12 protein-coding genes are annotated in these 20,151 nt (G+C 64.6%); 6 read left to right on the top strand and 6 right to left on the bottom strand.

Translation table 11 applies throughout. From position 1 onward, the window contains the following. The coding region (locus tag AB9K35_RS09445) for a sensor histidine kinase (RefSeq protein ID WP_369925563.1) at positions 1-1,371 on the bottom strand (1,371 nt) is incomplete at its 3' end. Positions 1,372-1,945: 574 nt separating this feature from the next. On the opposite strand from AB9K35_RS09445, the gene AB9K35_RS09440 reads away from it, so the two are divergent. Continuing rightward, positions 1,946-2,659, top strand: coding sequence for a trypsin-like serine protease (locus tag AB9K35_RS09440; protein ID WP_222455012.1), 714 nt, complete (start codon positions 1,946-1,948; stop codon positions 2,657-2,659). A gap of 15 nt (positions 2,660-2,674) precedes the next feature. Here AB9K35_RS09440 and AB9K35_RS09435 read toward each other — a convergent pair whose 3' ends face one another. The 4 genes from AB9K35_RS09435 to AB9K35_RS09420 form a co-directional block, all read right to left on the bottom strand. After that, on the bottom strand, positions 2,675-3,853 hold the full coding sequence (locus AB9K35_RS09435) for an HlyD family type I secretion periplasmic adaptor subunit (RefSeq protein WP_369925561.1): 1,179 nt from the start codon (positions 3,851-3,853) through the stop codon (positions 2,675-2,677). Further along, on the bottom strand, positions 3,850-6,237 hold the full coding sequence (locus AB9K35_RS09430; protein ID WP_369925559.1) for an ATP-binding cassette domain-containing protein: 2,388 nt from the start codon (positions 6,235-6,237) through the stop codon (positions 3,850-3,852). The genes AB9K35_RS09435 and AB9K35_RS09430 overlap by 4 nt, the downstream gene beginning before the upstream one ends. After that, positions 6,234-7,523, bottom strand: a complete 1,290-nt coding sequence (locus tag AB9K35_RS09425) for a TolC family protein (RefSeq protein WP_369925557.1) — start codon at positions 7,521-7,523, stop codon at positions 6,234-6,236. The genes AB9K35_RS09430 and AB9K35_RS09425 overlap by 4 nt, the downstream gene beginning before the upstream one ends. A gap of 98 nt (positions 7,524-7,621) precedes the next feature. Further along, entirely contained in the window at positions 7,622-10,168 is a 2,547-nt protein-coding gene (locus AB9K35_RS09420; protein ID WP_369925556.1) for an Ig-like domain-containing protein, read from the bottom strand. Between the two features lie 688 nt (positions 10,169-10,856). On the opposite strand from AB9K35_RS09420, the gene AB9K35_RS09415 reads away from it, so the two are divergent. From AB9K35_RS09415 to AB9K35_RS09405, 3 genes are read left to right on the top strand one after another with little or no spacing between them, the layout of a single operon-like run. After that, positions 10,857-12,791, top strand: a complete 1,935-nt coding sequence (locus AB9K35_RS09415; RefSeq protein ID WP_222455017.1) for a PrkA family serine protein kinase — start codon at positions 10,857-10,859, stop codon at positions 12,789-12,791. Positions 12,792-12,809: 18 nt separating this feature from the next. Then, positions 12,810-14,147, top strand: coding sequence for a YeaH/YhbH family protein (locus AB9K35_RS09410; protein WP_369925554.1), 1,338 nt, complete (start codon positions 12,810-12,812; stop codon positions 14,145-14,147). Beyond that, positions 14,134-15,648, top strand: a complete 1,515-nt coding sequence (locus AB9K35_RS09405; RefSeq protein WP_222455019.1) for a SpoVR family protein — start codon at positions 14,134-14,136, stop codon at positions 15,646-15,648. The genes AB9K35_RS09410 and AB9K35_RS09405 overlap by 14 nt, the downstream gene beginning before the upstream one ends. 115 nt (positions 15,649-15,763) lie before the next feature. On the opposite strand, the gene AB9K35_RS09400 is transcribed toward AB9K35_RS09405, so the two are convergent. Further along, entirely contained in the window at positions 15,764-16,876 is a 1,113-nt protein-coding gene (locus AB9K35_RS09400) for an S-(hydroxymethyl)glutathione dehydrogenase/class III alcohol dehydrogenase (protein WP_222455148.1), read from the bottom strand. Positions 16,877-17,233: 357 nt separating this feature from the next. Here AB9K35_RS09400 and AB9K35_RS09395 point away from each other — a divergent pair, with 357 nt between their 5' ends. Together AB9K35_RS09395 and cueR are read left to right on the top strand one after the other, a co-directional pair. Next, a complete protein-coding gene (locus tag AB9K35_RS09395; protein ID WP_369925552.1) occupies positions 17,234-19,741 on the top strand; it encodes a heavy metal translocating P-type ATPase in 2,508 nt (835 codons plus the stop codon). Next, a complete protein-coding gene (gene cueR / locus AB9K35_RS09390) occupies positions 19,738-20,127 on the top strand; it encodes a Cu(I)-responsive transcriptional regulator (RefSeq protein WP_222455021.1) in 390 nt (129 codons plus the stop codon). The genes AB9K35_RS09395 and cueR overlap by 4 nt, the downstream gene beginning before the upstream one ends. The last annotated feature ends 24 nt before the right edge of the window (positions 20,128-20,151 follow it).

The following is a 20,151-nucleotide window of genomic DNA, read 5'->3' as shown; positions in this document are numbered from 1 at the left end:
GAAATTCTGCCGCAGCTGTTCGTATTCCGGCGGGAAGGGGGTGTCGATGGGCTGCGAGAAGTCGCCCTCCGCCAGGCACATCAGGCCGTTGCTGAGGTTGTCGACCACCTGCTGCTGCTGGCGCTGCATCTCGGCGCGCTCCTCCTCGGCGGCGCGGGCCAGTTTCAGGTCGTCCTGCATCGACAGGAGCGTCTTGCCGATCTTGCCGATCTCGTCGCGGCGCTGCGCGGCCTCGACCTCAGTGTCGAGATTGCCACCGGCGACCGCTTCCATGTTGTCGCAGATGCGGTTGATCGGCTTGGTGATCGAGCGCGCGAAGAGCCAGCCCAGGAGGGACACCAGAAGCGCACAGGACAGCGATACCAGCAGCATGATCTGGCGCTGCTGAACGGCCGGTGCCAGCAGCTCGCTGTGGTCCATTTCCGCGACAATGGTCCAGTTGATGTCGTTGAAGACGACGGGAGCGGTGACCGCGGCGACGGTGCGGCCGTCGGGTTTCTGAACCGCGGGATGGAAGCGGGCGGTTGCTTCCGCCGCTGCCGGTGCGGTGTCGAAATGTGGCTGCTGGGGCAGGGCATCCAGAACCGCATGCCCCCCCTCGAGCCGCGACCGGGTGCGGGCCTTGAGGTCGGTGCCGATCAGGTAGGTGTCGAGGGTCTGCCGCTCGCCGCCGGCATTCGAGATGATGCGGGTGATTTCCGCGACGGTGATCTGGACGGCGAACACACCGATGAAGCGGCCGGATTCATCTATGATCTGAGTGGCCGCAAAGGCCGCGGGCGCGTTGCCGCTGGGCGCATAGGCGGCGATATCAGAGTAGTAGACCTGCTTGGCGTCGCCCGCGACGGTCTTTTTGAAGACCTCTCCCAGGCCGGAGCCTTGGTAGGGTCCGGAGACCAGGTTGCTGGTGTAATCGTCTTCCTGTGTTGCCGAGAAGACGACATCGCCATCAGGGCTGATCAGGGCCACGTTGTAGAACCCCATCCGTTCGATGATACGCTGGAACGGGGGAAGGTTGCGGTTGAAGTGGACGTCATAGGGCGAAGCTGCCGAGGCGAACATCGCCAGGTTGCCGACCGCGGCCTTGTCCGCACCCGCGCGTGTTGACCAGGTGACGGTCAGATCCTTGATCGCCTTGGCCGTGGAGGGCACCGACGCGATGGTCAGCGTCCCGGCCTCGATCCCCTTGAGATAGGAGTGCAGTGCCAGCTCCCGGTCGCGCACCAAGGACATCATGAAGTTTTCTGCATCTGCGACCACGCTGCGTCGGAAATAGGTGGTGCTTACCGCGATCAAGACGACGGTCAGGGTCAGCGCGATGCAGACGATGAGCAGTGGCAGCTTGTGCGCGAGTTTGAGAGATTTGAACATGGATACCTAAACTCCAGCGGATGGGCGCTCCACGGAAGACGGGTCCGTCAGAGCAGAGAACGCAAATTTCCACAGATGAAGTCACAGTTAGGTGAGCGAGACGTTAATCGGCTGTGGATCGCTAGAATTGAGTCCATTTCCCGGTTGCCACCGCGGCGAACGCGGTGCGGCGAACCGGGGCGGTGTTAACCAGTGTGATCCCGCGGCGATGGATTCCGGGGCGGACCTTCCGTTAAGACTTTCGCAGCCCGAAAGCCTCTGGAAAGAGGGCGCCGCAGGCAAGACCGACGAATCGTAGGCCGGTTTTGGGCGAGAATCGCCGACATCTGCCCCACACGGGCGCTGATTTTCTGGCGTCTTTTTAGGGATTTGCCAAAAGTGGAAAAGTTTTTTCCGGTTTTTCTGGTAAATCGACGATATTTTTTGCCATGGTTAAGCATCAATGAAAGCAGCGTTAGGGGATTGTTAACGCTGCCGCATTGGCGGCGTGTTTTTGCCACTGGGTCGCAGGTTTCTGTCTCATTTCGGCCTTGTGCGTGAATGACGATGCCGGGGTGGGAAGCTGGAGTGGAACATGAAGCTTTTATTTGCTGCTATTGCTGCGTGCCTGACGCTGGTGCTGCCAGTCGGCGTTTTGGCACAGAACGCGCAGCCCGATTTTCGAATGGTTGACGGCTGGGAAGCGGTGGGGCGGCTGAATATTGCCAACCGCAGCATGTGCACCGGGGCGCTGGTTGCTCCCGATCTGGTGCTGACGGCGGCCCATTGCCTGTATGATCCGCAGAGCGGCGCGGCGGTGGATCCCACCTCGATCCGTTTCGAGGCCGGGCTGGCCGGGCGCGAGGCGATCGCGCTGCGCCGGGTCGTGAAAGCCGTGAAACACCCGCAATACCGGTATCGTCCCGACGGCGCGCATCAGATCGGAAGCGACCTTGCGGTGCTGAAGCTGGAACGCCCGATCAGCAGCCGCCGGATCCAGCCGCTGACCGTCTCGGCCGGAGCCGAGCGGGGGGATGTGCTGGGGGTCCTGTCCTACACTGCCCGGCAGGCGACACGACAGAATCTGCAGAACTATTGCAATGTTCTGGCCCGGCAGAGCCGCACCCTGGTGATGTCCTGCCTGGTCGAATTCGGGGCCTCGGGGTCGCCGGTGCTGGCGATGCGGCCGGGGCAGCCACCGAGACTGGTTTCGGTCATCTCCGCCAAGGCCGAGATGGGGCGGCGCAAGGTTTCGATCGGCACCGCCTTTGACACCACGCTGCGGGATCTGATGCGCCGGGCGGGCTGAGCCCGGCGTCCCCCGTCAGGGTTCGCGCAGCGCCTCGCGGGATTTGTACAGCGGTTTCAACAGATATTGCAGAACGGTCTTTGAACCGGTTTGCAGCTCGGCGGTGGCGCGCATGCCGGGGCGGATTTCAATCGCCTGCTGGCGTTCGGTGAAGCTGGCCTTGTCGACCCGCACGGTCACCCGATAATAGGGTTCGGCACGTGGGTTGCGCTCGTCCTCGAAGGTGTCGGCCGAAACGAAGTCCACCTTACCCTTCAGGGCCCCGTAGATGGTGTAGTCATAGGCGGACAGCTTGATGGTGGCGGGCTGTCCCGGCTGCACGCTGGCGATGTCCTCGGGCCGCACGCGGGCCTCGACGAACAGCTCCTCACCCAGCGGAATGATCTCCAGGATTTCCTCGCCGGGGCGGATCACGCCGCCGATGGTGGTCACGGCCAGGCTGTTGACGATACCGGCCATGGGCGAGGTGATGACGGTACGGTTCAGCTGGTCCACCGCCAGTCGCTGCTCCTGGCGCAGGGTGGTAATCTCCCGCAGGGTTTTCGAGTATTCCTCGGCCTGTTCCAGTTCCGCCTGGGTGCCGATTTCATTGTATTTTGCCCGCGCATCGGTGGCGGCCTTGCGGGCCTTGTTGACCTCGATCAGCGCCACGATCTTCTGCTTGTAGAGCTTTTCCATGTTGGCCAGCTCGGCGTCGAGCTGATCCATGATCTGGCGCGCGCTTTCCCGACGGCTGGTGAAGTCGGTCTGCCGCGCGGTCAGTAGGCTGCGCTCCGAGGCGAGAATGTCGGGCGAGCGCTGCGCCAGCATGTCCGGCACGGTGAACTCGAAAGCGCCCTTCATCTGTGCTTCGAGACGGTGGCGCTTGATCTCCAGCGCGTCGAGCTGGTTCTGCAGCTCATCGGCAGCGGTGCGGAATTTCGTATCCTGCAGTTTGGCCAGCACCTGGCCGGCGCTGACCACGTCGCCCTGGCGTACGTGCAGCTCGGCGAGGATGCCGCCTTCGAGGTTCTGCACGATCTGCGCGCGCGAGGAGGACACCACCTGGCCTTCGCCGCGCACGATCTCGTCGATCGAGGCAAAGGCGGCCCAGACCAGGAAAACCGCGACCACGGCCACCGCCAGATAGATGATGCGGCTGGCACTGCGCGGGGTGTCTGCGGTGCCGTAGGGATCGTTGAGATCCATGGTCATTTGCCCTCTCCGGCGGCGAGATGTGCCAGCACCTGGTCGCGTGGCCCGTCGACCACCATCCGGCCCGATTGCAGTATCAGGGTGCGATTGGTCAGCGCCAGGATCGGCATGCGATGGGTGGCGATGATCGCGGTGCGGCCCTCCAGCCAGCTCTCAAGGCGGCTGACAAGGGTGCGTTCCAGCGTCTGGTCCAGCGCCGCGGTGGGTTCATCCAGCAGCACCACCGAAGGGTTCTGCAGCCACAGCCGGGCCCAGCCGATCGACTGGCGCTGGCCGATCGACAGGCCATGGCCGCCGTCGCTGATCTCCAGGTCCAGCCCCTTGTGGTGGCTGCGCACATGGGCGCCGAGGCCTGCGAACTCCAGCGCCTCCATCAGGCGGTCGTTGTCGCGCTCCAGCTGGTTCAGGTTCAGGTTGTCGCGCAGGGAGCCTGCGAACAGGCGCACGTCCTGGCTGAGGTAGCCGATTCCCGCCCGCAGGTCGCGCGGATCGATCTGCGCCATGTCGGTGCCGTCCAGCAGGATGCGGCCGCGGTCGGGCGCATAGAGACCCGACAGCAGCTTCAGCAGCGTCGACTTGCCGGAGCCGTTGACGCCCAGCACCGCAACCCGTTGACCCGGCGTGATGACGGCGGCCTGCACATCCACGGTGGGGGCGGCGTCATCCTCGTAGCGGAACAGGATTTCGCGCAGCTCGAAGCGTCCCTGGATCTTCTGGCGGCGCAGGTAGGTGCGTTCCTTGTCCTTTTCCTGCGGCGCGTTGGCGATGGCGTCCAGACCCTCGAGTGCCGCCTTGACGTTGCTCCAGCGGGCCAGGGTCGCGGCGAACTGGGTCAGCGGGGCGAGGGTGCGGCTGGTCAGGATGCCGGTGGCGATGATGGTGCCGACGGTGAACTCGCCCGCAAAGACCAGGAGCGTGCCCAGCACCACGGCCGTGATATAGGTCGCCTGCTGCACGCCTTGCGACCAGTAGGTAAGGGCGCTGGAGAGTTTGCGTTGCTCGGTCGCGGAATGGGAGGACAGCGTGTTCAGCTCGTCCCAAAGACGCAGCACCCGCTCTTCGCCGCGCTGGGTCTTCACCGTGTCCAGCTCGGTCACCACTTCATGCAGCAGGCGGCCCGCCTTGGCATTGGCGCCCTGTGTCTGGCGGGTGTAGGCGATCATCTTCTTCTGCATGAAATAGGCAGGCAGCAGCATCAGGATGCCGCCGATGACGATGACCCAGACCACCGGCCCCGCGATCGAGGCGACGAGGATCAGGAACACCGCGATGAAGGGGATGTCCGCCAGCGTCGAGATAGTGGAGGAGGTGAAGAACTCCCGCACCGAGCCGAAATCCCGCATCGCGGCAAACAGGCCCGAGGGCGGCAGCGGTTTCTTGTCGGAGCGCATGCCGATCAGGCGGCGCATCAGGTTGTGCTGCACCGAGAGCTCGATTTGCCGTCCGGCCGCGTCGGTCAGCCGGGCGCGCGCCAGCTTCAGCATCGCTTCCAGCGCAATCGCCAGAAAGGCGCCGATGGCCAGAACCCAGAGGGTCGCCTGCGACTGATGCGGCACCACGCGGTCGTAAACCTGCAGGCTGAATAGCGCGACCGACACTGCGAGGATATTCGCCACCAGCGAGCCCAGCATGATCTCGCCCACCTGGCGACGGTACTTGGGAAATTCGCTCCAGAACCAGTGGCCGGGGTCGATCTGCGGCGTATGGCGCGCGGCCATCTGGCTGAGAGACGGGCGGGCCGAGAGCACGGTGCCGGTGAAATAGGGGGCAAATTCGCCCAAGGCCACCTCGGTGCGGTTGTCGGCGCAGGAGGTGTCATAGATCGTCAGCACATCCTCGGCCTGGCTGAGCACCAGCACGCATTGGCCGCCGGACATCACTGCCAGCGCAGGCCACAGGGCCGGGGTCAGGGCCTGTTTTTCGAGGATTTTCGGCTGCAATCCAGTGGATTGCACGGCCTTTGCCAGGGTGTGCAGGGACAAGTCGCCGGGCGTTTCACGCCACAACAGCGCGGCAATGTCGCTGACCGGAACTTCACTGCCCTTGAGCGCGGCGAGGGTGGCGATCAGGCTGGCGCGGTGCTGGATGCGGGCCGCGGCCCCCTCGAGCAGGGTGCCGACCTCGGGCTGGGCGTCCTGGGTGTTTGGCTTGGCGGCCGGGCTCGCGGCGGATCTCGCCTCGGCGGTTGCCTGGGCCGATGCGGTGGCATCGAACGGCGCCCGTGCGGGCGCGAAGGCCGCGCCGGGCGGCGGGGCAGGCGGTATGGTGGCGGGGCGAGACTGGCCCGAGGGCGCTGTCGCTCCGGAGGAGGGGACGGCACGCAGCACCGGTTTTTTACCGGTGGCTGGTGCCGAAGGGGCCGGTTTCTGCGGTTTGTCGGTCAAATCTTGTCCCCATCGGCCAGCAGGCCCAGATCCCGGGCCAGTTGCAGCTGGATCAGCACCGCCTCGTATTTCGCGTCGATATAGGCCTGTTCGCGGCGGACCAGTTCCTCGTACACTTGGATGACTTCCATGACCGGGCGTTGACCGGCTTCGAACTGCTTCTGGAACAGCTCATAGGTTTCGCGGCTGCGGCGCACCAGCGCGGCGGTCTCGGCTTCCTGCCGCTGCAGAGAGGCGATCTGCTGCATCTGGCGGCTATAGGTCCGCCGCGCCGCCTCCTCGGCCTCGCTCACCTGGCGCTTGGCAGCTTCCTTGGAGGCTTCGAGCGCCTGCATGGCTGCCGGTGTGCCCAGCCCCAGCGGTTGCGCCATGTCCAGCGTCAGCCCGGCGCCGGAGCCATCGGTGGTGGCATTGCCCGCAGCGGAGATCTGCGGCAGCAGTCCGGCGCGCCCGGCCTTGGCCTCGGCAATCGTGCGGTTCGCTTCGGCGCTGGCTTTCAGCACCGACAGGAACTGCGCCTGCGATGGCGGTGTCGCGATGTCCAGATGCGTCGCCGCGCGCTTGAACTCTTGCCCGGTCATCGCCTGCAATTCCGCGCGGGCGGTGGCGGCATCATCGCGGGCGGTGGCCGTCGTGGTGTGGATGCCACTGATCTTGCTGTCGACGACGTTCAGGTCGGAATGGTCCGAAACCCCGCCATCGACGCGGCCCTGCACGATGCGGCGGAACTCCTGCATGCGGCGCAGGGCGCGTTCGCCATAGGCGGCCTTTTCGTCACCACGCAAGGCGGCGACGTAGAGGCCGACGGCCGTTTCCACCCGGCCATTCATGTCCTGCGACAGGTTCACGGCGGCGACTTCAACATCGGCGGCGGCGAATTCCCGTTCTGCCTTGCGTCGACCGTTGTCGAACAGAACCTGTTCGATCAGCAACCCCGCGACCACGTCACCCAGGTCGGTCAGGCTGACGGAGGGGCCAAGGGTGGGAAGCCAGTTCTTGGAGGCGGCTTCGGCGCGCAGTTTGGCGCTGATCAGCTCGGCCTCGGCGGCGCGGGCCGAGGCGGCGAGCGCGGCTTCGGCGACCTCGCCAAAAGCGCTGTCAGACGACAACAGCGAACGTCGCTCCAGCAATGTCTGGATCACCTCCGACTGCGCCGTGCCGGTCTGGGCGAAGTTGCTGCGGGGCGCGGTGTCCGGGCTGTCCTTGGTGGCGAACAGGCCGGTTTGCGCACAGGCCGACAGGCTGCACGTGACTGCGATGGCGCATAGAAAGCGTCCCGGTTGCATCCTGCCCCTTGCCTGTTTGATCCGCGTTTGGCCCGGCGGTTTTTGTTGCTGTCTGGCGGTGCGGCCCGGCATCCGCTGGCGGGCGCCGGGCCAAAGGCTCAGATCACGGTATTGATGTCTTCGTCCACGATCACCGTCGTGCCACCATCGCCGAGGGTATAGACGTTGTAGGTCTCCTCGTTGATGGTCTGGGTGCCGGTCTTGGTGGCTCCGCTGATGGTGAGGGTGTCGTTGTCGGACCCGTGCACGACAAGAGTGTCCGAATTGCCCGAGAGGGCGTTGATGTCGGCTTCTGTCAAGGTCAGGCTGGCGTTGTCGGAGTGATCGAGGTTCAGCTCGTCGATGTTGAACTGCGACAGGCCCGACTGGCTCAGCACGTCTACGCCTGCACCATCGTCCAGCACGACCAGCGTGCCGGAGCTGTTGCCGGCGTCGTCCACGCGGTTCAGCACCAGTTGCGAGCCGTCCGGTACATCTGCATCGAACTCGAACAGTACCCGGCCGTCGGTAAGGTCGGTCTGGGTGCCGCTGATGGTCGAGACGTTTCCGGTGCTGGTCAGTTCATGCACCGTGTCGCCCGCGGCGAAATCGTCGCTGAAGAAGGCGCTGGTGGATGTGCCTGCGCTGATCACCTTGCCGATGTCGGGCGCGGAATAGTCGGTGTCGACGCTGAAGCTCTCGGTCAGGGTCTGGGTGTTGCCCGCCGCATCCGTGGCGACGATCGTCGCCGAGGTGTCATAGGTGCCCTGCGCCAGTTCGCCGGAGGCGAAAGTGGCGCTCCAGTTGCCGCTGGCATCCACGGTCGCCGCATGGGTGACGCCCTGAATGGTGACCTCGACGGTGGAGCCGGGCTCCACGGTGCCGGTCAGGGTCAGCCCCGCGGCATGTTCGGCCAGGTTCAGCACGTCGTCGGTGGTTTGCTCCGGCGCGGCGGTGAGGGGGGTAACCTCGGTGTCGATCGTCAGCGTGTCGGTGATCGTCTCGCTGTTGCCCGCCGCATCGGTTGCGGTGACCACGACGGCGGCGTCATAGCTGCCTTCGGGGATGTCGCTTGCCGCAAAAGTGGCGCTCCAGTTGCCGCTGGCATCCACGGTGGCCGTGGTGGTGGCGCCCCCCAGCTGCACGGTGACGGTGGAGCCGGGCTCCACGGTGCCGGTCAGGGTCACGCCATCGCTGCGCTCGGCCTGGTTGACGACGTTGTCGCCCTCGATGTTGTCGGAGGCCAGGGTGAGGGGATCGACGAGGGTATCGACGCGCAGGCCCGCGGTCGTGGTCGCGCTGTTGCCGGCCGCATCGGTGGAGGTCACGGTGACCGTGGTGTCATACTCGCCTGCGGGCAGCGAGCCCGCTTCGAAGGTGGCGCTCCAATTGCCATTGCCGTCGACGGTGGTGGTGCGGGTGACGCCCTCCACGGTGACGCTGACCGCGGATCCGGCCTCGCCGGTGCCGGTCAGGACCAGCCCGGAGGCGGCTTCGGCGCTGTTGAGAATGTCGTCGCCACCGGCCTTGCCACCATCGATGGACACGGCGGTGGTGGTGTCGACACGGATGGTCCCGGTGGTGGTTTCGCTGTTGCCGAAGCTGTCGGTCGCGGTGACGGAGACCTCCGCGTCATATTCGCCGGCGGCGATTTCGGTTGCGGCGAAGTCGGCGCTCCAGGTGCCGGCGTCGGTGGCGGTCACCGTACGGGTCACCCCCTGAAAGGTGACTTCGACGGTGGCGCCGGCCTCGGCGGTGCCGGTCAGCGTGACGCCATCCGTGGCCTCGGCCGCGTTGATCATGTCGTCGCCACCGGCCTGGCCCGCGTCGATGTCCACATCGACCACGGTGTCGATCACCACGGCGGGGCCGTCGAGATCGAATTCATAGCCGTCCGGGTCGACCACATGCACGTCGACATCGTAGTTTCCATCGACAGGCAGCTCATCCACCGGAATCGAGACACCCCAGGTGCCATCGTCCTCGACGGTGGTGGTCACTTCGGTGGTGCCGACGGTGACGGTCACGTCCGAGCCGGGCGCGCCGGTGCCGGTGATCACGACAGGGTCGGTGGTGGAGCTGGAAACCGGGTGCGTTGCGTCAGGGTCGTCGACGGTCGGGTAGATGCCGCTCGGCGGACCGTCGCCATTGCCGCCGCCACCACCGCCGCCGCCACCGCCACCGGCGAGAACAGCCGCGCCGGCCACACCGGCTGCCGCCGCGCCAGCCGCGCCGAGGCCACCGAACAGCGGCGCTGCCAAGGGGGCCACGACCGGCTCGATGCGATCGACGTCCAGGAACACCATTTCGTCATATGCGCTCCACTTGCCGGTCAGATCCAGCGGCTCATAGGTGGCAAACAGCATTCCGCCGGATTTGTCTTCCAGCACCACTTCGATGAACTGGCCTTCCTCGCTGAGGAACAGATTCTTGGAACCGGTCTGACCGAAGGCGTAGAAATCCTCCAGCACCAGCTCCTGACCGTTGGCCAGGGTGATGTGCAGGTTGCTGCCGTGGCGGGCATAGCTTTCGACGTCCGCCGGGTTGAGGTTCAGCGAGATGTCCTTGGCGCCTGCGGCCTGAATGCGCGCGGGGTTGCCTTCGGAAGAATTCCCATGCTGCGTAGTGCCCGCCATGTTGCGGGTGATATATGCGACAGTGCTCATGTTTACCGCTCATCTGTTCGCTACGCCGCCGGGGAAAGCCCGTCCGCGCCGCGTGGTTGCGTTGCCTGTGTATTGCCCATCGACCGTCTGATGCGGCCATTTAGGGGCCATAATGTGACGAGTTTGGCCATGCTGTCCAGTGTTGCAATGCCGTGAAAGGGGGCGTTTGGGGCGCAACCGTGTCCTGACTGCCGCAGATTCTCTAAGGTTTATTGCGCTTTTTGCGATCCTTTGCGCTTGGATGCCGCGAGATGACGGCGCGTCGGAATCAGGCCGCGCTCGGGCCCAGCCAATCGTGGTACGCCCTGTGGGGGAGGCGTTTGCGAGCCTTTGATGCCGCGTTGCAGCGTGGTCGCGGGGGCAGGCTGATCGCTGCAATGTGAGGAAAATTTCCCGCAAAAGTTTCTGGCAATTAATTAAAAGTACACCACTTTCAGATAGTATGAAGTTCGTAATTGGTGTAAGCTCGAATGTAAGTAACATGACGCCGAGAGCCCTGGCATGCCGGGCCCAAGCCGCCGCCAAGAGCGGCTAGCCGGACGTAAAGAGCCAGCAGCGGCGCTGAGCAGAAATCAGAATTCTAACACTGACGCGGACACCCATGCCCACGTGCTGGGCACTCTCTGTCCGTGCGCGAACCAGAACGCCAGGAGGACCGGCGCCAGCTAACCAGGAGGCTTGATCCACGATGAAAGACATTGCCGAACTTTTTGCAGAGCAGTACGGCGAAACGCGCGAGCAGGAAATGCCGCTGCAGGAGTATCTGAACGCCTGCCGCGACGATCCCAGCCTCTACGCGAACGTTGCCGAGAGGATGCTGAAGGCAATTGGCCAGGAGGAGTTGATCGACACCTCCAAGGACGCGCGGCTTGGACCGATCTTTCAGAACCGGACGATCAAGCGCTACAGCGCCTTCCACGATTTCTACGGTATGGAAGACACGATCGAGCGGATCGTCGGCTACTTCCGCCACGCGGCGCAGGGATTGGAAGAGCGCAAGCAGATCCTCTATCTCCTGGGGCCGGTCGGCGGCGGCAAGTCCTCGCTGGCGGAGCGGCTGAAGCGCCTGGTCGAGGACCAGCCGATCTATGTGCTGAAGGCAGGCGATCAGATTTCGCCGATCTTCGAAAGCCCGCTGGGCCTCTTCGACCCTCTGCGCATGGGCAAGGTCCTGGCGGAAGAATACGGCATCGCACAGCACCGGCTGCCGGGGCTGATGTCGCCCTGGGCGGTGCAGCGACTGGATGAATTCGACGGCGATATCAACAAGTTCTCCGTCGTCAGGATGTATCCTTCGCGGCTGCGCCGGATCTGTGTCGCCAAGGTGGAGCCGGGCGACGAGAACAACCAGGACATCTCGACCCTGGTTGGCAAGGTCGACATTCGCCAGCTGGAGCATTTCAGCCAGGACAATCCGGACGCCTACAGCTTCTCGGGCGGGTTGAACCGGGCGACCCAGGGCATCTTGGAATTCGTCGAGATGTTCAAGGCGCCGATCAAGATGCTGCACCCGCTGCTGACGGCGACCCAGGAAGGCAACTACATGGGCACCGAGAGCTTTGGTGCGATCCCGTTCAACGGTCTGATCCTCGCCCACTCGAACGAGAGCGAATGGCAGAGCTTCAAGAACAACAAGAACAACGAGGCCTTCATCGACCGGGTGTCGATCGTCAAGGTGCCTTATTGCCTGCGGGTGTCGGACGAAACCTCGATCTACCAGAAACTGATCGAGAACAGCGAGCTGCGCGATGCGCCCTGCGCACCGGAGACGCTGAAGATCCTCAGCCGCTTCTCGGTGCTGACGCGACTGAAGCCGCATGAGAACTCGAACCTCTATTCCAAGATGCGGGTCTATGACGGCGAAAGCCTGAAGGACACCGACCCCAAGGCCAAGACGGTGCAGGAATACCAGGATCGCGCCGGGGTGGACGAGGGCATGAACGGCATCTCGACCCGCTTTGCCTTCAAGGTCCTGTCGACCACCTTCAACTTCGACACCAACGAAGTGGCGGCGGACCCGGTGCACCTGATGTATGTGCTGGAACAGATGATCAAGCGCGAGCAGTTCCCGCAGGAAACGGAGCAGAAGTACCTGGAGTTCATCAAGACGGAACTTGCGCCGCGCTATGAGGAATTCATCGGCAACGAGATCCAGAAGGCGTACCTCGAAAGCTATACCGAATACGGCCAGAACGTCTTTGACCGCTACATCGCCTATGCCGATGCCTGGATCGAGGAGCAGGACTACAAGGATCCCGACACCGGCCAGCTTTACAACCGCGAGGTGCTGGATGCGGAGCTGTCGAAGATCGAAAAGCCCGTGGGCATCGCCAATCCCAAGGACTTCCGCAACGAGGTGGTAAAGTTCGCCCTGCGCCACCGCGCCAACACCGGGTCGAACCCGGCCTGGAACTCCTACGAGAAGCTGCGCGACGTGATCGAAAAGCACATGTTCTCGCAGGTGGAGGAATTGCTGCCGGTGATCTCCTTCGGCTCGAAGAAGGACAGCAAGACCGAAAGCAAGCACCAGGAGTTCGTCGAGCGGATGCGCGGCCACGGCTACACCGACCGCCAGGTCCGGCGTCTGGTCGAATGGTACATGCGGGTCAACAAGGCGGGCTAAAGAGGAGCGCTGTGCAACATGCATCATTTCATCGACAGGCGCGCCAATCCAAAGGGCAAGAGCCTCGGGAACCGCCAGCGGTTCCTGCGGCGGGCCCGCGAGAATATCAAGGAGCGCGTTGACCAGTCGGTTCGGGGCAAGTCGATCCAGAACGGCAGCGGCGTCCCGGATGAAGGCGAGAAGGTCACCATCCCCACCCGGGGGCTGAAGGAGCCGCGGTTCTTTCACTCCTCCAAGGGCGGGCTGCGCCGCCATGTTCTGCCCGGCAACAAGGATTTTGTTGTCGGCGACACCATCAAGCGGCCGCAGGGCGGCGCCGGGGAGGGCGGTCGCAAGGCCTCCGAGGACGGCGACGGCGAGGACGAGTTTTCCTTTACCCTGACGCAGGAGGAATACCTGGAGATCCTGTTCGAGGGGCTGGAGCTGCCGGACCTGGTTGAAAAGGCCACGGTGGAGACCGAAACCATCGGCACCCGCCGCGCCGGGCTGACCACCGCGGGCACGCCCAACAACCTCAACCTCGTGCGCACCATGCGCAACTCGCTGGGCCGCCGCATCGCGTTGCAGCGTCCCACCAGCAAGTCCCAGCGCGAACTGGAAGACCAGATCGCCGAGCTGGAGGCGCTGGAGGAGCGCACCCCGCCGCAGGAAGAATTCCTGGAGACGCTGCGCAAGAAGCTGGAGGGCATCATCCGCAAGCGCAAGGTGGTGGGCTATATCGACCCGCTGGACCTGCGGTATGACACCTTCGTGCCGGAAAAGATCCGCAACTCCCGTGCGGTGGTGTTCTGCCTGATGGATGTCTCGGGCTCGATGCAGGAACGCGAAAAGGACCTGGCGAAACGCTTCTTCCTGTTGCTGCACCTGTTCCTGGAGCGCTGCTACGAGCACACCGAGCTGGTCTTTGTGCGCCACACCCACCACGCGCAGGAGGTGGATGAGGAAACCTTCTTTTACGCCCGCGAAACCGGCGGCACCATCGTGTCGACCGCGCTGGAGAAGATGAAGGAAATCATCGAGGAACGCTATCCGCCGGACGAGTGGAACATCTACGGCGCGCAGGCGTCGGACGGCGAAAACTTTGGCAATGACTCGGTGCGCTGCAAGAACCTGCTGCTGAAGGATTTGCTGCCGGTCAGCCAGTTCTACGCGTATCTGGAGATCGTCGACGAGGCGGCGGAGATGCTGCTGAATAACCCTGAAGCAGGCGAAGACCTGTGGCAGAACTACCGCGAGGTGAAGGCGCAGGCGCATCATTTCGAGATGCAGCGGGTGTCGCAGCCGGGCCACATCTATCCGATTTTCCGGGAGTTCTTCCTCCCCAAGGTGAAAGGGGCGCAGAATGCAGGCAGCTGAAAAGGCGCGCAAGCCGTTGTTCGACGGACCGGAATGGACCTTTGAGCTGATGGAAAAGGCGCGCGACGCGATCGAGGAGATCGCGCTGGGCGACCTTGGGCTGGATGTCTATCCCAACCAGATCGAGATCATCTCGGCCGAGCAGATGCTGGACGCCTATTCCTGCGTCGGCCTGCCGCTGATGTACCAGCACTGGTCCTTCGGCAAGCATTTCGCCCGCGACGAGGCGCTCTACCGCACCGGGCGGCAGGGGCTGGCCTATGAGATCGTCATCAATTCCAATCCCTGCATCAGCTACAACATGGAAGAAAACACCATGGCGATGCAGACGCTGGTGATGGCGCATGCAGCCTTTGGGCATAACCATTTCTTCAAGAACAACTACCTGTTCCAGCAGTGGACAGACGCGGCGGGCATTCACGACTATCTGGCCTTTGCCAAGAACTACATCGCCGCCTGCGAGGAGCGCTATGGCCTGTCGGCCGTGGAGGAGGTGCTGGACGCCGCCCATGCGCTGCAGTCGCAGGGGGTGTTCCGCTACGGTCGCCCGCCCAAGCCCACCAGCGAGGAACTGGCCGCGATGCAGAAGGTGCGCGAGGGCTATGAGAGTGGCCAGAGCGTGCTCGACATCTGGACCGACAGCACCATGGGGCGCAACACGCTGGAGGCGGTCGAGGACAGCTCCTACGCGGCGCGGCGCAAGCTGATGAATTTGCCCCAGGAAAACCTGCTGTATTTCCTGGAAAAGCACAGCCCGGTGCTGGAGCCCTGGCAATGCGAGATCCTGCGTATCGTGCGCATGCTGGCGCAGTATCTGTATCCGCAAAAACAGACAAAGGTGATGAACGAGGGCTGCGCGACCTTCGTGCATTATTACATCATCAACAAGCTGTACGAGCAGGGCCAGATCACCGAAGGCGCCTACATGGAGATGCTGCACAGCCACACCAACGTGGTGATGCAGCCGGAATACGACGATCCGCGCTATTCCGGCATCAACCCTTATGCGCTCGGCTTTGCGATGATGCAGGACATCCGCCGCATTTGCGAGGAGCCCACGGACGAGGACCGCGAGTGGTTCCCCGATTTTGCCGGCAATCCCGACTGGCGCGGCGTTCTGCGCGATGCCTGGGCGAACTACCGCGATGAAAGCTTCATCCAGCAGTTCCTGTCGCCGCATCTGATCCGCAAATTCAAGCTGTTTACGCTGACGAACGATGCTGACCTGCCCAACCTGGTGGTCAGCCAGATCCACAACAGGGCCGGGTACAAGGCGATCCGCCGCGATCTGGCCAAGCAATATGATCTGGCCTTTCTGGAGCCGGACATCCAGGTCACGGATGCCGACCTGCGTGGCGACCGAGAGCTGAAGCTGACCCACACCGTGCGCGACGGTATCCACCTGGACGAAGACGATCAGGAAGAGGTGCTGAAACACCTGCGCCGCCTTTGGGGGTATGACGTCAGCCTGGACGCCGTCGAGGCGACCAGGGAGGGGTGAGGTCGCAGGGCTGGGGGCGGCAACCGCCCGGGAGTGTGGCCCGTTCGGACAGGACAGAAAAGAAAAACGCAGGCCGCCCGGCCTGCGTTTTCCCGTTTCAATTTTCTGGCGCGGTTCAGAATTCCACGACCGCGCGGATCGATTTGCCTTCGTGCATCAGCTCGAAGCCCTCGTTGATCTGGTCCAGCGTCAGCTTGTGGGTGATCATCGGGTCGATCTCGATCTTGCCGTCCATGTACCAGTCGACGATCTTGGGCACGTCGGTGCGGCCCGATGCGCCGCCGAAGGCGGTGCCTTTCCAGACCCGGCCGGTGACCAGCTGGAAGGGGCGGGTCGAAATCTCGGCTCCGGCAGGTGCCACGCCGATGATGATGCTCTCGCCCCAGCCCTTGTGCGCGGATTCCAGCGCGGTGCGCATCACGTTCACGTTGCCGGTGGCGTCAAAGGTGTAATCGGCGCCGCCCTTGGTCAGCTCGACCAGATGCGCCACCAGATCGCCCTCGACCTCGGCCGGGTTGACGAAATCGGTCATGCCGAATTTCTCGGCCATTTCCACCTTGCCCGGGTTCAGGTCGACACCGACGATCTGGTCGGCGCCCGCCAGCCGCAGGCCCTGAATCACGTTGAGGCCGATGCCGCCAAGGCCAAAGACGATGGCGCGGCTGCCGATTTCCACCTTGGCGGTGTTGATCACAGCACCAATGCCGGTGGTGACGCCGCAGCCGATGTAGCAGACCTTGTCGAACGGCGCGTCTTCGCGGATCTTCGCCAGCGCGATCTCCGGCACCACGGTGTGGTTGGCGAAGGTCGAGCAGCCCATGTAGTGGTGGATCGGGGTGCCGTCGAGCATCGAGAAGCGGGTGGTGCCGTCCGGCAGCAGGCCCTGGCCTTGCGTCGAGCGGATCGCCTGGCAGAGGTTGGTCTTGGGGTTGAGGCAGTATTCGCACTCGCGGCACTCGGGCGTGTAAAGCGGGATCACGTGGTCACCGGGCTTCAGCGAGGTAACGCCTTCGCCGACCTCGACCACCACGCCCGCGCCCTCGTGGCCCAGGATCGCCGGGAAGATCCCCTCGGGGTCGTCGCCGGAGCGGGTGAATTCATCGGTGTGGCACAGGCCGGTGGCCTTGATCTCGACCAGAACCTCGCCCGCCTTCGGGCCTTCGAGGTTCACGTCCATGATTTCAAGCGGTTTGCCGGGGGCAACCGCAACGGCGGCACGGGTGCGGATCATGATGGCTATCCTTCGTCTGTCATACGGTGGGCCGACCGCCCGCGGGGCGGGCCGGGAATTTTGCCAGCGGCGGGGACACAGCGGCCGGATGACCCAGCGTTACATTTGCGGCCGACCCCGCGCAAGCATTCCCCGGCACTCTAGCAGCGCAGCAGGCCTGCGCTTTGCGCCGAATGCGACGGCTGGCCCTTCGTCCGCGCCATTTCGCGGCGCCGACTGGCCAATCGCCTTGGTTTGCAAGCGGTTAGAAGAAAGTTTCCAGTTTTGGGAAGGAATCTGCAGCAGGGCTCTTGACCTTCCTCTCACTGGAAGCCTCATATCTCCTGTCACAGCATCTAGACCAGCAGGTTTGCCATGACAGAACTCAGCACATATTCACTTCAGGTTACCGGGCTCAGCTGTGCGGGCTGCGTCGGCCGGGCGGAACGCGCCCTGGCCGGGGTGGAGGGTGTCAGCGCCGCTTCGGTGAACCTGGCCAATGCATCCGCGCACGTCGAGGCGGCGCCGGATGTGCCGCTGGCGGCGCTGACCGATGCGCTGGCCACGGCCGGTTATCCGGCAGCGCAGAGCGAGGTCACGCTGCGGATCGAGGGCATGACCTGCGCGTCCTGCGTGGGGCGGGTCGAACGCGCGCTGCAGGCGGTGCCGGGGGTGGTTTCGGCCAGCGTCAACCTGGCGACGGAAAGCGCGCAGGTGACGTACCTGTCCGGCGTGACGCAGATGGCCGAGCTGATGCGCGCCGCCGACGGGGTCGGCTATCCCGCGCGCCTGGCCGAGGAAGCGGCGGATGAGGCCGCGCAGGCGGACCAGCGCCGCCGCGAGGAAACCGCGCGGCTGTCGCGGCAGGTTCTGCTTGCGGGCCTGCTGACGCTGCCGGTCTTTCTGGTGGAAATGGGCGGCCACATGGTGCCCGCGCTGCACCATTGGGTCGCCGCCAACATCGGCATGCAGAACAGCTACCTGATGCAGTTTGTTCTCACGTCCATCGTGCTGGCGGGCCCGGGGCGGCAGTTCTACGCCAAGGGCGTGCCTGCACTGTTGCGCGGCGCACCTGACATGAACGCCCTTGTGGCGCTGGGCGCGGCGGCGGCCTATGGGTTCTCGGTGGTCTCCACCTTCGCACCGGGTCTGCTGCCCGAAGGCACGGCCAACGTCTACTTCGAGGCCGCGGCGGTGATCGTGGTGCTGATCCTGACCGGCCGTTACCTGGAGGCCCGCGCCAAGGGCCGCACCGGGGCGGCGATCCGCAAGCTGGCGGGGCTGCAGCCGAAGACGGCGCTGGTGCTGCGCGACGGCGGGGCGGTGGATGTCCCGGTTGCGGAAATCACCACCGGCGACGTGATCCGCACCCGTCCGGGGGAGCGCATCGCGGTGGACGGTGAAGTCGTCTCCGGCAGCTCCTACGTGGATGAGAGCATGATCTCGGGTGAGCCGGTGCCGGTAGCCAAGGGCGCGGGCGACGAGGTGACGGCGGGCACGGTCAACGGCAACAGCCTGCTGGAGTACCGCGCGACCCGCGTCGGCCAGGACACCGTGCTGGCGCAGATCATCCGCATGGTGGAGCAGGCGCAGGGCGCCAAGCTGCCGGTGCAGGCGCTGGTCGACCGGATCACCTTGTGGTTCGTGCCGGCGGTGATTGCGGTGGCAGCGGTCACGGTGTTGGCCTGGGCGTTGTTCGGCCCGGCCCCCTCCCTGCCGCTGGCGCTGGTGGCTGGGGTCTCGGTGCTGATCATCGCCTGTCCCTGTGCGATGGGGCTGGCGACGCCGACCTCGATCATGGTGGGCATCGGCCGGGCCGCGCAGATGGGGGTGCTGTTCCGCAAAGGCGACGCGCTGCAGCGGCTGCAGGAGGTCAAGGTGGTGGCGCTGGACAAGACCGGCACCCTGACCGAAGGCCGCCCGGCGCTGACCGAGCTGATCTGCGCCGAAGGCTTTGATCGGGCGCAGGTGCTGCGGCTGGCGGGCGCGGCAGAGACCGGTTCCGAACACCCCATCGCCCAGGCCATCGTGGCCGAGGCAGGCAGCGATCTGCCGACGGTAGATGCCTTTGAGGCGATCCCGGGCTATGGCCTGCAGGCGCGTGTCGAGGGCCGCGATGTTCTGGTCGGCGCTGCCCGGCTGATGTCGCGCGAAGGCATCGAGCTGGGCCCGCTGGCGGCAGAGGGGCAGCGGCTGGCAGAACGCGGCGAGACACCGTTGTTCGCGGCCATCGACGGTCGCGCGGCGGCGGTGATCGCGGTCTCCGACCCGATCAAGGCGGGCACGCCCGCGGCGATCGGGGCGCTGCATGCGCAGGGGCTGAAAGTGGCGATGATCACCGGCGACGCCGAACCCACGGCGCGTGCGATCGCGGCTCGGCTGGGCATCGACATCGTGCGGGCCGAATGTCTGCCTGCGGACAAGGTCGCGACCATCGAGGCTTTGCGCCGTGACCATGGCGCGCTGGCCTTCACCGGCGACGGCATCAACGATGCGCCGGCGCTGGCGGCGGCGGATGCGGGCATCGCCATCGGCACCGGTACCGATGTCGCGATCGAGGCTGCGGATGTGGTGCTGGTCTCGGGCGATCTGCGCGGCGTGGTGAACGCGCTGACGGTCAGCCGAGCCACCATGCGCAACATCCGCCAGAACCTCGGCTGGGCCTTTGGCTACAACGTGCTGCTGGTGCCGGTGGCGGCAGGCGTGCTGTACCCGTTCGGCGGGGTGATGCTGTCGCCTGCGCTGGCGGCGGGCGCGATGGCGCTGTCCAGCGTTTTCGTACTGTCGAACGCCTTGCGCTTGCGCCGCCTGAAACCTGCTATAGATGTGGAGGAGGTCGGCGGATCCGCCGGCCGCGAGACACAGCAGGAGGCGCGTGCATGAACATCGGGGACGTATCCAGCCGCTCTGGCCTGCCGGCCAAGACGATCCGCTATTACGAGGATATCGGGCTGATCCGGCCGCACCGCAGCGCCAACGGCTACCGCTGTTTCGAGGAGAAGGACCTGCACAAGCTGGCCTTTCTGGGGCGGGCGCGGGCGCTGGGCTTTACCATCGAGGACTGCCGCACGCTGCTGGCCCTCTATGAGGACGACAGCCGCGCCAGCGCCGATGTGAAGCAGCTGGCGCTGGAGCATCTGTCCAAGATCGAGGCCAAGATCGCGGATTTGCAGGCGATGCGCGACACCCTGCGAGAACTGGTCACCAGCTGTGCCGGAGACAATCGGCCGGACTGTCCGATCCTCAAGGATCTGTCCGGCGCCGAGTAGGTTCCGCGTGAAACAATTCCCCCG

The organism is Leisingera sp. XS_AS12, assembly GCF_041224635.1.
Lineage (GTDB): Bacteria > Pseudomonadota > Alphaproteobacteria > Rhodobacterales > Rhodobacteraceae > Leisingera.
This window is presented reverse-complemented; position numbering and strand designations above follow the sequence as displayed.